The following is a 13,809-nucleotide window of genomic DNA, read 5'->3' as shown; positions in this document are numbered from 1 at the left end:
CTGGTTGCCCCAATTTGCTCAATGTGGCTTTTTTCGCGCCACTTGGGGATAAAAGGTGCGATTCACCTCTCTAAGTCAACGGTTTTCTTACATTTAGTGTCTATCATAGCGCAACGCGCAAGATAAGACACTATTGACTATCCACCAAATCAGTCGAAGTTTACAGCTGTAAACTCATTGGAGGGCGTCCTTCATTTGTCTGGCGATCGGATTTGGCGGCCATCTGGCTGGGCCAAGAGGCTAACGTCATAAGTTTTTTCGACGACGGAACGGTATTTCGCAATAGCGACTCTGGATCAATATCACCGAGCCTGAAAGGGCGGGGGAGGCGACTGACGCTGAAGCGAGACGCCTAACTCAGTCAATCCACACAACCCTACACCCCAATCCTCTTCACGCGGATCCCGAGCTTGCGTGCTTTGTCGACGATGTTCTCGGTGATCCCTGACCCTGGCGTTGCGATGAGACCCTGAGGTAGGATTTCCAACATCTTGTCGTTGCGCTTGAAGGGGGCTGCTTTGCCGTGGCTTTTCCAGTCGGGCTTGAACACCACCTGCGTTACACCCCGTGCATCTGCCCAACGCGCTGCGATCATCTCGGCTCCTTTGGGCGTACCACCATGCAGCAAGACCATGTCAGGGTATTTCTGATGCGTCGCATCAAGAACGGCCCAAATGAGATCGTAGGCTTGATAGTCCCCGCCTGAGAACGCGATGCGGGTGCCTTCAGGGCAATGCACTTCGGTTTCTTTGCGGCGCTTGGCTGACAGAAAGGCCCGACTGTCTACGACTGCGGATGTCAGACCTCTGTGCGAAACCTTTGATCCGGTTCGGGGCATCCAAGGCGAACCTGTCGCAGCTGAGAAGTGGTCACAAGCCAGATCGCGCATTTGCTCGAAGGCGTCGCGGTGGTCCCAGAGCTTCAACCCGATCATTTGCAGGCGTTCCAGCTCGACCGAGGCGACCTCGGAGCCGTCTTGCGCGCTCATGCTTTCACGGACATCGCATTCATTGTCATCAAGACGCCTTTGCAGATGGGTGAGGCGGCGATGAAACAGCGAGGTGAGGGACCAGAGCATTTCTTCGAGGTTGTCTTCCAACTGACTGTCGTCGAGCAGGCTGATGGTGGTGTCAAAGAGCGTCGCCATGGCGAGTTCGACCTGATCCGGCTGGGGCAGGGGGCGATGATCGGTCTCATCTGGTCCGGGCTTTGCGCCATGAAGAGCGAGGTGGTCGAGGATTGCGGATGTGAGGCCGTGATCTTCGGGGTTGGTTTTGTCTTGAAGGGGCATGGTCTTGTTCCTCTGTTTGATCTGACCCGATTTGGATTGGGCGATAACAGGGCCGGCGGCGACCGGACCGCATCCCTTTGGATCGCAGCGCAGCGGAGAATGCGCACACGGCAGAAAATTGTTTCGCGAGGAATGGCCCGCCTTCTTTCTTTGGCGGGGCAGGGGAATTTTCTGATGGGGGCGCATTGCGGTTTGAGCGAGGAGCACTCAGCTCCGACCCGTAGGCCCATCGCTCCCCTTATCCAAACGGGATCGGATTGAACGTTTTGGAACGCCTGCCACTGACAAAATACACCCCAAAGACTACGCTTTACCTCATATTCTCAGACACTTATCCCTTCATGGCTGCAAGAAGCGTGTTGCGAAGCCCGACTCTGCCAAATGCCAACAGATCTTCGTTGAAATCACCAAGCTCTGGGACCAAGTGCCTACACTCAATGCCCGATAATCCCAGATTGGATGCAAGAGTTTGCGCAGCGCGTTCTCCCGCCACGTCGTTATCTCGTGCGATCCAGATGCGCTTGATGCCTGACGGTGGAATGAAGAGGCCAAGATGCGTTGCGGTCAGACAGGAGGCGAGGTTGAACTCAGGAAGGGCTGTGCCAACTGACAGCGTGTTCTCAAGACCTTCGCCGACGATCAAATCGCCAAGATTAGACCCTGCCCAAAACCGAATTGCGTAGCCATGAAGCTGTCCCAGTATCCGTTTGGGATTGCGCAGATCTGCAATCCCGCCAATCGTCGGATCGAGATATGTCCGAGCACATCCCGTAATGTTGCCTTGATTGTCCGTGATCTTCGCCAGAAGGGCAGGGGAGTGCCACGGATGATTTGAGTCTAAGTCATCACCTCGCAGGTAGACCCGTGGGTGAAAGAGCAAGGCAGGCCCGAAGCGCATGAGAGCGCGTCGGTGCAGATAGGCCGCTGCCGCAGTTCCAAAGACAGGCCTGCCAGTAGCAAAGAGCTTGCGTGCTGATGCAATGCGTTTGGTTTCGGCCGCACCATCATCTTTCAACTTCCTCTTGGACGTCCGTTTTTCGGGAAGCGGCGCGTTTCCGAGGAAGTGCTGAGCCTCAAGAAGGGTTTCATGCAGGGATCGTGATCCAAGCTTGGCGTGCAGCAGATCAATGAGGTCACCAAATTCACCTGTGGCGTAGTCCGTCCAGCCACCCGGCTTGCGCCCATCTCCCGCGTTCAAGCGGATAACAAGGCTGCGGCCCGCGGCACCTGACGTATCGCCAACTTGCCAATAATTGCCCTGACGCTGTCCCTCCGCGAAATAGGCGCGGCAGAAACTCTCTGCTCGCGCCCCAAGGTCTGCTGCAATCTCAGCAACCGAAACGCGCCCCGTCATTGCGCCGTGTCACCGACAGCGATGCCAACGGGAAAGCGCGCCAAGAGGGCAGTCAATGCATCAGTGTTTTCTGAGGGTAGAAATACCCGCGTTTTCCATTGGATCACTTCGGTAAAGCAGCCCATGGTTTTCAATTCGGCGAGCATCGCGCCCGTGGCACCGATGACTTCCAATCTGGGCTGGCCCATGACAAGCGAGCGGCGCAGTTGGAAGCCGTTTACGAGGTTCAGTGTGGCACGGGTCTCCATCACGGCGCGCAGAACTTCATCGGGCTCCATTTGGATGTCATTGTCGAGCCCAAGTCTCGCATAAACGTTGATCAGCTGCTCCTGAGATACCAACCGCCCGATAGCGCGTTCACCGTCCTCGGTTTGCAGACGGTAAATCCGCATATTTTCGGCAGGCAGACGATCCCAGATCGGCAGGAGAAGGCCGCAGATCAGCGTGATTTTGGAAGTCGTGAACTCCGGTACGGCATCGACCTCGGCCTGCCAGACCTGTTCAAACGTCGTATCATCGACTTCCTGCCAGTTTGACATGTTGAACTCACCCAATTCGAACAAATCATAGGTCATTGGACGTAGCAGTTTGATCCGACGGATCGGAACACCATCCTCATCCATGTATGCTGGCGCCTGCGTCATCAGGCCCGCACGCTTTGAATTGGCGTTCCAACAGAGCTTTGCATTTGGCGTTCTGGCGCAAATGGACTTCGCCTTGGTGAGCGTCAGCGGCTCGTTGCGGTCCGTTCGTTCAATCGTAAGCGCTGTTGCCGTCGCGGCCGTCGCTTCATGCTCAAAAATGACCTTACGATCGACAATCACAAACCGTTCGGCGCGCAGGGTTTCAAGACCAACATCTAGCGTACCCGCCTGTCGCGCATCTTCGATGATCGCGGAGAGCAGTTCGCCAAAGGCGTCAAAGATTGCGTCCTGCATGCCAATCTTCAACGCAAGACACCTATTGAGGAACTGCTGGATGGGCGGAAGGACCTCTCTCATGCACCCGTCGGCATCATCAAGGGTTAGCCCCGTCACTTCCTGAAACCGCGCGAAAGAGCAGGCATCGATCTTACCTGCGCGCAGTTTGTAGAAGAACTGGCGCAGTGCCGCGCGCGCATAGGGGCTTTCAAGATTGTCCTCGGCGCGGAACATGTTCTGTCCGCCGGTCTCACGTTGGCCCTTTGTAATCGCACCAAGCGTGTCGAGGCGTCGGGCAATTGTGGACAAAAATCGCTTCTCGCCTTTGACGTTTGTGGCAACGGGGCGAAACAAGGGCGGCAGCGCTTGATTGGTCCTGTTGGTGCGTCCTAGACCTTGAATCGCGTTGTCAGCCTTCCAGCCCGGCTCCAGCAGATAGTGCACGCGCAACCGCTGGTTCTTCGCACCAAGATCCGCGTGATACGAGCGCCCGGTGCCACCTGCGTCTGAAAAGACCAGGATGCGCTTGGTATCATCCATGAAGGCTTGGGTTTCGCCGAGGTTGGAGGAGGCAGGTCTATTCTCGACCTTCAGGCGCCCCTCAAACGTCCGCACAATCCGGCGCTTGCGTCCTGTGACTTCTGCCACCACATCCCCGCTGAAATGCCATAGGATCTGATCCAGCGCTCCTTGCACAGGTGCCAATGCGCCAAGATGCTCGATCAGATCATCCCGCCGCTGTTCGGCCTCACGGCATATGATTGGCGTGCCCCTCGCATCCACCGCGGGACGGGATCGCAGATCCCCGTTTTCATCGGTGTAGGGCTCAAACAACTGTGTCGGGAAGGAATGGGCCAGATAATCCATGACGTATTCCCTTGGTGTGATGTCGACCTGTAGATCATGCCACTCAGAAGGGGGGATGCCATCGAGACGACGTTCCATCAGCGCTTCGCTGGTTGAGACGACTTGCACGACAGCGGCATGACCTGCTGCGAGGTCTCCCTCAATGGCTTTGATCAGAGACGGGCACTTCATGGCTGTGATTAAGTGATTGAAAAAGCGCTGCTTATTGCTTTCAAACGCTGATCGCGCTGCGGATTTCGCTTGCGGGTTCAATGTGCCGCCCTCGGACGAGATGCCTGAAGCTTCCAGCGCTGCTTCAAGATTGTTGTGAATGATCTGAAACGCGTCCGCATAGCTGTCATAGATTGCGACCTGGGCTGGCGTCAGATCATGAACCAGCATGTCGTATTCCACACCAGCATAGGACAGCGACCGCGCGAGATAGAGCCCCAAGGCTTTGAGGTCGCGCGAAATCATCTCCATCGCCGCAATGCCACCCGCTTCCATGGAGGACACGAATTCGGCTTGGGTCACAAAGGGAAAATCGCCTGTGCCCCACAGGCCAAGACGGGATGCATAGGCGAGATTGCCGACAACGGTCGCGCCAGTGGCGGAAGCGTAGAGGATGCGCGCGTCAGGAACGGCGTTCTGCAATGCCAGCCCCGCAAGACCTTGCTGTGATGCCTTCTTGTCACCGCGTGCTGATTTCTCACCAGCGGCATTCGCCATGGCGTGGCTTTCATCGAATGCGATGACTCCGTCAAAACCTTCACCGAGCCATGTGACCACCTGATCAAGGCGAGAGGCTTTGCCTTCGCGCTCTGCGGAGCGCAACGTCGCATAGGTGACAAACAAGATGCCCTCAGCTAGTCGGATATCGCTGCCTTGGCGAAACTTCGACAGCGGGACAATATCGCTCTCACGCCCACCCAGAGCCATCCAGTCGCGTTTGGCGTCCTCAATGAGCTTATCGCTCTTTGAGACCCAGACCGCACGCTTCCGGCCGTTCAGCCAATTGTCGACGATGATGCCGGCGACTTGCCGTCCTTTGCCACAGCCAGTGCCATCCCCAAGGAACCAGCCCTTGCGCAGGCGAAAGGCACCTTCATCGGTTTCAGCCGCGGCAACCAGCTGACCGGCAATCTCACTTGGCTTGAACCAACCCTTCAGATGACAAGCATGGGCGTGGCCCGCATAAATGACGCTCTCAAGCTGCGGCGCCGATAAAACACCATCACGCTTCAATAAAGTGGGAAGGAGGGGTTGATAGGTAGGCAGCGGCGGCGGGACAGACGCCATAGCTGCGGACTGCACCAGTGACGTTGGATGGGTGGCAGCACCCTCAATCTCGAAGGCTTGTAGTATATAATCCTCGTACACCGTGTCCTGCAACGAGCCTTGGGGATCGGTCCAGTCCTTTGGTTCATACACAAGCGGACACGCATCAACGCTGTCGAACGGATGCTTGGCGCGCTCTGCAGCGAGATCACGGGTTTCCTGGCGAGCAGCAGCGCGCAGCGCGTGCAGATTGAGCCGTGTCGCAGGTTTTGCAGCGGTCTGACGCACGCCAGTGGGGCAGGGGGGCATCACACTGGGCCGTTCCGGGCAATTGGCCAAAACAGCGGCCAACAGATCACCTGTGGTTTCGCAGAGCGGATGATAGACATCTTCTGCGTCAGTCAATGCCACGTCCTCGCCAGCGGATCGTTTGTCGATGACCGTAAGACGTGTATCGATACTCGTCCCGTGCCGCGCAAATACCTTGCCAGCAATGGCTGCCGAAAAGACAACGTCGGCGACTTCGCCAATGCTTCTGAAGGTCGACTCATGGCTTTTGGTTTTGGGTGCGAAGCTTTCGCCTGTGATCACAACGAGGCGTCCAGCGGGGGCAAGGCGTGCCAAAGCTGACAGAACGTGCTGACTGGTTGCTTTGCGGAACTTGCCGTCGACATGTTGGGCGGCAGAGAAGGGCGGGTTCATGACGATGACAGAAGGTGTAATCGCACGATTAAGCCTGTCGTCGATGGACGCGGCATCGTGTCCAGAAACCAGAGCATTAGCAAAGAGCGACCTCAGCACACCGCGTCGTACCTCAGCCAGTTCGTTGAGGGCGATGACTGCGCCAGCAATCTGCCCGAATACGGCAAGCATGCCGGTACCCGCAGACGGCTCAAGAACGAGGTCAGTTGCGCGAAACCCTGCGGCCTCAGCAACAATCGCTGCGAGGGGCAGGGGAGTCGAGAACTGTTGCAGACGGACACTGTCTTCAGAACGGCGCGTGTGTGAGGGCGCAAGCGCGGAAAGGCGTTCAACCATGCTGAGAAACTGGGCAGGGGAGGCGGCCTGCTTTCGCATCAATGCGCCGTAGCGCGCAATCATCATGATCTGGGCGATCTCGACGGCATCATAGGCGTCCTTCCAGACCCATGCGCCGTTTGTGTCACTTGCGCTGAAGGCATCCTCCATCGTCGTACGAAGCGTTTTGGCATCGATGGGTTTGCCAGTTTCGAAATGCTGCAGAAGGCTGTTTGCCGCGGCAACTAGGCGATGCGCCGTCTCAGATGAGGGCGGTTTTGCGTAAATAGTGTCGGTAAGCGCAGCCGTTTTGGGATGTGCATTCATGTCGTGTCTCCAATGTCTGAAAGCAGGAAAAGGAGGCGATCCAGCTTATCCGGATCGCCTGTACTTGTGGGTTTGGGGATGTCAGGCGGCTGGACGACTGAACTTCTCAGCGGTGCGGTCCTCGAGGTTGAAATAGAGATCCTCGGTCGCCTTCTTGAAGCCCGGCGGCTTTCTGGCCGCGAGGCACCGCACGGACGCACGGCAGCCTTCGCCATGCTCCATCGCAAAATGGGTGACCTGCGCGATGAGGTCGTCCATTCCCGCAGCTTGAAGCCGTTTTTCGGGGTAGCTGTCCATCATCGTGAACTTCGTCACGACAAAAGCGCCTTCGCGATGCGCTGGATATAGGGTGATCTTGTAGTCGCGTGTTTGTGCCATTTTGTGGCCTCCTATGACGGCTGCTGAGACAATCTCGTGCGTTGAAGTCCGCCAGCAGGAAAAGGCCGCCCTCAATCAGAGAGCGGCCTAAAATTTGATTAACAGGAGGGAAGGGACGTCAGTATTCTGATGGCAGAAGCAACGTCAGAACGCGGCGCGTCTGTTCCGGATCAGTTGGCACATCTGAGCCCATTTCATAATTGACGTCATACAAATCCACTTTAAACCAGATCGTTGTGCCAAAGACCTCAACCGCGCCAAACTCATGCCAGCCGTGGGGGTCATTGTCGGGCGTGAACGCCTCAAACGCTGCCACTTGGCGCGTGGCGGCCAGACGTGCGTCCGGACCCAAGGCTGCGACACCGGAAGTCATCACAAACTGACCTTTGGGCGTGTCTTCAGCATCGTTGAAGAACATGATCGATTTGCGGAATGCATCGTTTTGGGCTGCGATCAGTGCGGCCTCGGTCGTAGGGTTGTTTTGCAATACAGTAGTCATGGGTCGTCTCCGTGCAGGCGAGCTGAACCAATTTCAGCCTGGGGCACCCGCCAGTCGGAAAGGGCCGCCCTTTTTGCAAGGACGGCCCAAATAGATACTGCTGTCTGAAAGTGCTGGACTAAGCTGCTGTTTCGCTCAAGAAAGCTGGCAGCGCATCTGGCGCAGTATCTTCAACATCTGAGTCTGTTTCACCGTCATCTTCCGCTTCATCAACGTCTGACGGACTTGGCGAACTGGACGTCTCCACCAGATCATCGGCACCCTTGAATGCCATACCATCAGGAAGCCAGCGGGCCGTTTTGGAGGCAACCACTGCGTCAAAGCCTTCCGTTTCGGCGGCATTCTCAGCGAATGCACGTTCCATCGCGGCCGCAATATCGCCTTTGCGTTCTCTGCTGCGTTCCTCGGCATAATCGTCGCCGACAAGTTTACGGGCCATTGAGACCGCGTGACCTTTGTTGACCCGCCCCCAGTATGTCGAAGCTGTCGGGCGCCAACAGGCTGCAACATCGACGTCCAAACGCGCACCAATTTCCTCGATGATCGGGGTAGGGTGGTTGTCTGACAGAAGCTGCGGCTTGATCGCCAGACCCACGGCCCAAGCGAACAAGGCTTGCTTCTGGGGCCGGGGAAGCGCGGACATCGCTCGAAAGTCGTCTGGTTTTTCCAGCTCCATCCACTCGATCGCAAGATCCTGCTCCAGCGCATCAAGCATCTTTTGTGCGACCGTGTCGACGTGCAGGGTCTCACGGTTTTGGGCCAGGAACGGACTGATTGAGATATTGAGCGCCTCTGTTCCGTAGGAACGTGACAATGCCTGTTCACACAATGCATAGAGCATCGCATCAAAGGCCACGTCATAATCTGCAGCCAAATGCGCGCGCAGAATATGCTGACGCGAAGCACGCAGGTCATCTGCCAGACTTGCTGAGATACCATCTGCTTTGCGCAGCGTTGTCGCCGGGTCCGAGACTGGAACGGGTGCTGAGGACGTCGGAAGGGTCACATTCGGGCGGGTAACAATAATCTCCGCATCACCATCTACGGGATCTTCAGTCTGCTCCGCAGCGACGGGAATGTCCTCAGGACGCACCAAACCCTTCTCGACCCGCAATGCGCCGTCATGACCAATCGTGACGACGCACCCTGCGATCGCCTGATCCGCAGTTGCGTAGGGCTGACGCGCCTTCTGCAGGGCTTCGATTTCGCGCAGCCGCGGCTCAATGGCGTTATATTCATCTGCCTCGGCATCCGTCCAATCTGCACCGTCACTAGCCGCTGCCAGTTCTTCTTCTCGTGCCATCAGAGCATTCTCTTCGGCCAGCAGGTCAGCATCAGGTTCAATGTCTTGTGGATAGACGCGCCCAAAACTCCGGAAGGCACCGTAATCGATGGACAAGTGCACTTCGACCCACTTCCAATCTGCTTCGTATACTTTTGCCGCGTCTTGAAGCTTTTCGACCGCAAGACGTTCCAGAAGCTCAGGGTTTTCCATATGGGCTGCCGCATTATCGTCGAAAAGGTCACGTAACAGGACACCACCTGCCGCTTCATAGGCCTCAATGCCGACAAAGCGCCCGATGCTTGAACTGGCAGAATGTGCCGTCTCGGTCAGCTGACGTTTGATGGACTGCGGATGAATGTGATAGCTGTCTTTGACTGCGTTCCAGACCGTCAATTGACGATCATGATCATCGGTCAAGGTGAACGCCATGACGCATTCCAGTGTCAGCTCACCGGCGCGGAATTGCTCGATAAGTTCTGGCGCGATACGGGCCAATTTGAGACGACGGCGCACCAGATCAACACTGACGCCAAACTTTAGTGCAATGTCGTCTTCTTTGCGGCCCTCGGCGATCATCTGCGCAAATGCTTCGAATTGGTCTGCAGGATGCATGGCCGCGCGCTGGAGATTTTCCGTTGTCGAAGTGACAATCGCGTTTTGCTCATCTTCGACCAAACACGAGACAGGATGATCGTTCGGGATGATACCATCAATTGCCAGCTGCTTGAGCGCCTTCAAGCGACGACCACCTGCATCCACTGCGAATTTCCCGTCAGGCAACACATGAACGACAAGGTTTTGCTTGATACCGTTTTCGCGAATACTGGCGAGAAGTTCTGCGTCGTCGGTCGCACTCGCCGCAACTTTGCGCACATTGAGCTGGCTAAGTTCCAACTGATCCAGCGGGATCATGCGGAGGTCCTGGGTCATTGCGATCGCGGTCGTGGCGGCGTCAGCAGTTTTAGTGGCCACCGGCGGCTTTGTAATCTTCGCTTTGGTTTGGGATTTTGCCATGGGTTTCGTCCTTTTGGACGGGCCCGGATGAGACTCTCTCAATCCTTTCAAGCCCGGCAATCGGGCTTCCCTTTCTCTGGCTCTTCTATAAGGGTAACACTGAGCACAGCTTCGAAATTGCTCGTGTCTATCGGCTATATGAATTATCCCATCGAGGATTCGTGTCCACGTGTCACATCTCTAAGGCAATCCGCTCCGATCGCTGTTGACTTCCCAGACGACTTCCATAGACTTCCATCTTAATCAGGGGGGTCTCATGAGCGGTAATTTCTACAATTTCGCAGCAATACGCGGCGTGCAGGCTGGAACCGAATATTATGTGATCATGGTGCCACTTAAGATGGTCCCAAAGATTTTCGAATTCGATAGCCAGGAACTGCCCGCAGACCTGCGCGCTCAACGCGTTTTGTCAAATGTCCGCGTTCCCCAGATTGCATCCTATCTGTCCGAAAACTTCGAAGAATATACCCTTTCGTCGCTTTGCGCATCTGTGGACGGTGATCTTGAGTTTTCCTCTGCCAACGACAGCCTTCAGTTTCGCAATGTCGGCGAACTCAGGCTATCGATGACTGCGAGCATCATCTTGAATGACGGACAACATCGTCGAGCAGCAATTGAAGAGGCTCTAAAAACACGACCCAAGCTAGAAAACGAAACGATTTCAGTTGTTCTCTTTGTGGATGAAGGGTTGGGGCGCTGCCAGCAAATGTTCGCAGACCTAAACAAAAATGCAGTGCGCCCATCTGGGTCGCTGAATGTCCTTTATGACCGCAGGAACCCATTAGCACGTTTGAGCACGCGAGTGCTGGAGGAAATCCCGTTTTTTCAGGAATTCATTGAGTTAGAAAAAACGTCGCTCTCAAACCGAGCCAAAAAGCTCTTCACCTTGTCCAGTCTGAATCAAGCCAACAAATGGCTGGCTGGGCAAGAAGCGGACCGGTTTGGTGAAGACACCGAAAGCACTGTGATCGCCTATTGGGATCAAGTCTCTGAAGTGATCCCAGACTGGCAAAAATTGATGCGAGGTGCGACAACAGCGGGCGATTTGCGCAAAGAAACTGTCCATGCCCATGGCGTCATGCTCCAAGCCTTTGGCGCTTTGGGGGCGCGGCTGATCGCAGCAAAGCCAGACGGGTGTGTTGGTTTTCATTGAGAACTGACCCGGTATTTTCACCGAGATTTGACCCACCCTTTATTGTTTATCAGCGGTCATGATTTGGTCAATGGCTGCGTCTCCTTTCGTGTTTTCTTTGCAGCTTCTGAGCTGGCCTTAAAGCGGTAGCTGTCGTTGCCGGTTTCGAGGATGTGACACCGGTGGGTGAGGCGATCGAGCAATGCTGTTGTCATCTTGGCATCGCCAAAGACCTGCGCCCATTCGGAGAAGCTGAGATTGGTTGTGATGATGACGCTGGTGCGCTCATAGAGTTTGCTCAGCAGGTGGAACAACAGCGCGCCACCTGATGCGCTGAACGGCAGGTATCCAAGCTCGTCCAGGATCACGAGATCGATCTTGGTCATCATTTCGGCCAGCTTCCCGGCCTTGCCGAGCGCCTTTTCTTGCTCGAGCGCATTGACCAATTCCACGGTTGAGTAGAAGCGCACCTTGCGCTTGTGATGCTCAATGGCCTGTACGCCGATGGCCGTTGCGACATGGCTTTTGCCGGTTCCTGGTCCACCGATCAGCACGACATTCTCAGCGTTGTCCAGGAACGCCCCGCGATGCAGCTGTCGTACAGTGGCCTCGTTGATATCGCTGGACAGGAAGTCGAAGCCAGCGAGGTCTTTGTAGGAGGGGAACCGCGCGACCTTTGTCTGGTAGGCGATAGAACGGACTTCCCGTTCAGCGATCTCAGCTTTGAGCAATTGAGATAGCATGGGTATTGCAGCTTCGAACGCAGGCGCGCCTTGGGCGACCAGGTCTTCCACTGCATTTGCCATGCCATAGAGCTTGAGGCTGCGCAGCATGATCACAATCGAAGCTCCTGCAGGGTCATGACGCATGGCGCTTCTCCCCATCCTGCCTCAGATCATCGTAGCGATCCACGTTTGCTTCTGGTGCCGTCTCAAGCGACAGCGCATCGGGTGGATCGATCTCGGGCAGATTACCCTGCTTTCCATCAACTAACCGGTGCAGCAGATTCAGGATGTGCGTCTTGGTGGGTACGCCTGCTTCTAGGGCCAGTTCCACAGCAGCCAGAACTGCATCCTCGTCGTGGTGCAGAACCAATGACAGGATATCGACCATCTCGCGATCTCCGCCTTCTTTGCGAAGCATGTGGCTTTGCAGTTGGCGGAAGGCATCTGGCATCTCAGCAAAGGGCGCGCCGTTGCGCAACGCTCCAGGTTTGCGTTGGATTACAGCGAGGTAATGACGCCAGTCATAGATAACGCGACCGGGCTTACGGTGTGATCGATCTATGATGCGCTCGTGGGAACAGACCGTTTGACCTTCTGCCACTATGACCAGCCGCTCTGGGTAAACATGCAAGCTAACACGCTGATTGGCAAAACTGGCCGGTACGCTGTAACGATTGCGCTCGAAGGTGATCAGGCATGTTGGCGATACGCGCTTGCTGTGCTCGACAAATCCATCAAATGCTGGCGGCAATGCCATCAACAGGGACTTCTCCGCTTCCCAAGCATCGGTAATAGTGCCGGGTAGATCCCGGTGCGGGGTCTCAGCCCACAGGGCGATACAACGATCCTCCAGCCAATGGTTCAACTCATCCATATCCTTGAACACCGGCATAACTTGCCACATGCGATTGCGCGCATCTTGAACATTCTTCTCAACCTGGCCTTTCTCCCAACCGGCGGCCGGATTGCAAAACTCCGGCTCAAAGACGTAATGGCTGGCCATCGCGTTGAAACGGGCGTTGATATCGCGTTGCTTGCCTTTGCCGACCCGATCTACCGCCGTCTTCATATTGTCATAGATTCCGCGTCCCGGTACGCCGCCGAAGACGCGAAATGCGTGCCAGTGAGCGTCAAACAACATCTCGTGCGTTTGCAGGGGATAGGCACGCACCAAGAATGCGCGGCTGTGCGACAGCTTGATATGGGCCACTTGCAGCTTGACCCGCTCGCCACCAACATTGGCCCAGTCTTCGCTCCAATCAAACTGGAAGGCTTCGCCAGGCTGGAACACCAAGGGCACATAAGTGCCGCGCCCCGCCGTCTGTTCCACACGATGTCGATCCGCGCGCCAACTCCGCGCAAAAGCGGCGACCCGCGCATAAGAGCCATCGTAACCCAGCTTCACCAGATCAGCGTGCATCTGCTTCAAAGTCCGTCGTTCCTTGCGAGACTTACGCGTCTGAGCCAAAAGCCAGGCCGACAAACGATCCGCATAAGGATCAAGCTTGCTCGGACGCGCAGGCGTTTTGAACTTCGGCTCACTGGCACCCTCGCGCAGGTACTTCCTGATGGTATTACGAGACAGCCCAGTGCGCCGTGAAATCTCGCGAATTGGCATTTTGTCACGTAATGCCCAACGTCGTATGACACTCAAAAATCCCATGTCGATCACTCCATATCTCCCTGATCAGAATCGTCAGGGCAATGTGTTCACATGGGTCAATTCTCAGTGAAAATTTATGG

General features: G+C 55.9%; 9 protein-coding genes. 1 reads left to right on the top strand and 8 read right to left on the bottom strand.

What is annotated here, in order from left to right:
* Positions 1–376 precede the first annotated feature (376 nt).
* The 6 genes from DSM14862_RS21145 to DSM14862_RS21120 all read right to left on the bottom strand — a co-directional run bounded on the left by DSM14862_RS21145 (position 377) and on the right by DSM14862_RS21120 (position 10,209).
* Positions 377–1,291, bottom strand: coding sequence for a DUF2493 domain-containing protein (locus tag DSM14862_RS21145; RefSeq protein ID WP_007120938.1), 915 nt, complete (start codon positions 1,289–1,291; stop codon positions 377–379).
* A 331-nt stretch (positions 1,292–1,622) separates the two neighbouring features.
* Entirely contained in the window at positions 1,623–2,645 is a 1,023-nt protein-coding gene (locus DSM14862_RS21140; RefSeq protein ID WP_007120939.1) for a DUF7146 domain-containing protein, read from the bottom strand.
* On the bottom strand, positions 2,642–7,033 hold the full coding sequence (locus DSM14862_RS21135) for a strawberry notch-like NTP hydrolase domain-containing protein (RefSeq protein ID WP_176248650.1): 4,392 nt from the start codon (positions 7,031–7,033) through the stop codon (positions 2,642–2,644). Before DSM14862_RS21135 ends, DSM14862_RS21140 begins: the two co-directional genes overlap by 4 nt.
* Positions 7,034–7,114: 81 nt before the next feature.
* The gene (locus tag DSM14862_RS21130; protein WP_007120563.1) at positions 7,115–7,411 is read right to left on the bottom strand and encodes a hypothetical protein; all 297 of its coding nucleotides are present in this window, start codon (positions 7,409–7,411) and stop codon (positions 7,115–7,117) included.
* 118 nt (positions 7,412–7,529) lie between these two features.
* Entirely contained in the window at positions 7,530–7,910 is a 381-nt protein-coding gene (locus DSM14862_RS21125) for a DUF3768 domain-containing protein (protein WP_007120564.1), read from the bottom strand.
* Positions 7,911–8,028: 118 nt separating this feature from the next.
* Positions 8,029–10,209, bottom strand: a complete 2,181-nt coding sequence (locus DSM14862_RS21120; RefSeq protein ID WP_007120565.1) for a ParB/RepB/Spo0J family partition protein — start codon at positions 10,207–10,209, stop codon at positions 8,029–8,031.
* A gap of 256 nt (positions 10,210–10,465) precedes the next feature.
* Between DSM14862_RS21120 and dndB the strand changes: the two genes are divergently transcribed.
* On the top strand, positions 10,466–11,362 hold the full coding sequence (gene dndB, locus DSM14862_RS21115; RefSeq protein WP_007120566.1) for a DNA sulfur modification protein DndB: 897 nt from the start codon (positions 10,466–10,468) through the stop codon (positions 11,360–11,362).
* A gap of 56 nt (positions 11,363–11,418) precedes the next feature.
* Here dndB and istB read toward each other — a convergent pair whose 3' ends face one another.
* Together istB and istA are read right to left on the bottom strand one after the other, a co-directional pair.
* On the bottom strand, positions 11,419–12,210 hold the full coding sequence (gene istB / locus DSM14862_RS21110; protein WP_007120567.1) for an IS21-like element helper ATPase IstB: 792 nt from the start codon (positions 12,208–12,210) through the stop codon (positions 11,419–11,421).
* Positions 12,200–13,729, bottom strand: a complete 1,530-nt coding sequence (gene istA / locus DSM14862_RS21105; RefSeq protein WP_040701700.1) for an IS21 family transposase — start codon at positions 13,727–13,729, stop codon at positions 12,200–12,202. Before istA ends, istB begins: the two co-directional genes overlap by 11 nt.
* Positions 13,730–13,809 lie beyond the last annotated feature (80 nt).

The sequence above is a fragment of the Sulfitobacter indolifex genome (assembly GCF_022788655.1).
GTDB lineage: Bacteria > Pseudomonadota > Alphaproteobacteria > Rhodobacterales > Rhodobacteraceae > Sulfitobacter > Sulfitobacter indolifex.
This window is presented reverse-complemented; position numbering and strand designations above follow the sequence as displayed.

Bases quoted from the DNA above. Each gene is read 5' to 3' on its own strand.
- DSM14862_RS21120 (WP_007120565.1), bottom strand. From the start codon at position 10,209: ATGGCAAAATCCCAAACCAAAGCGAAGATTACAAAGCCGCCGGTGGCC.
- DSM14862_RS21140 (WP_007120939.1), bottom strand. From the start codon at position 2,645: ATGACGGGGCGCGTTTCGGTTGCTGAGATTGCAGCAGACCTTGGGGCG.
- istB (WP_007120567.1), bottom strand. From the start codon at position 12,210: ATGCGTCATGACCCTGCAGGAGCTTCGATTGTGATCATGCTGCGCAGC.
- DSM14862_RS21130 (WP_007120563.1), bottom strand. From the start codon at position 7,411: ATGGCACAAACACGCGACTACAAGATCACCCTATATCCAGCGCATCGC.
- DSM14862_RS21125 (WP_007120564.1), bottom strand. From the start codon at position 7,910: ATGACTACTGTATTGCAAAACAACCCTACGACCGAGGCCGCACTGATC.
- istA (WP_040701700.1), bottom strand. From the start codon at position 13,729: ATGGGATTTTTGAGTGTCATACGACGTTGGGCATTACGTGACAAAATG.
- dndB (WP_007120566.1), top strand. From the start codon at position 10,466: ATGAGCGGTAATTTCTACAATTTCGCAGCAATACGCGGCGTGCAGGCT.
- DSM14862_RS21145 (WP_007120938.1), bottom strand. From the start codon at position 1,291: ATGCCCCTTCAAGACAAAACCAACCCCGAAGATCACGGCCTCACATCC.
- DSM14862_RS21135 (WP_176248650.1), bottom strand. From the start codon at position 7,033: ATGAATGCACATCCCAAAACGGCTGCGCTTACCGACACTATTTACGCA.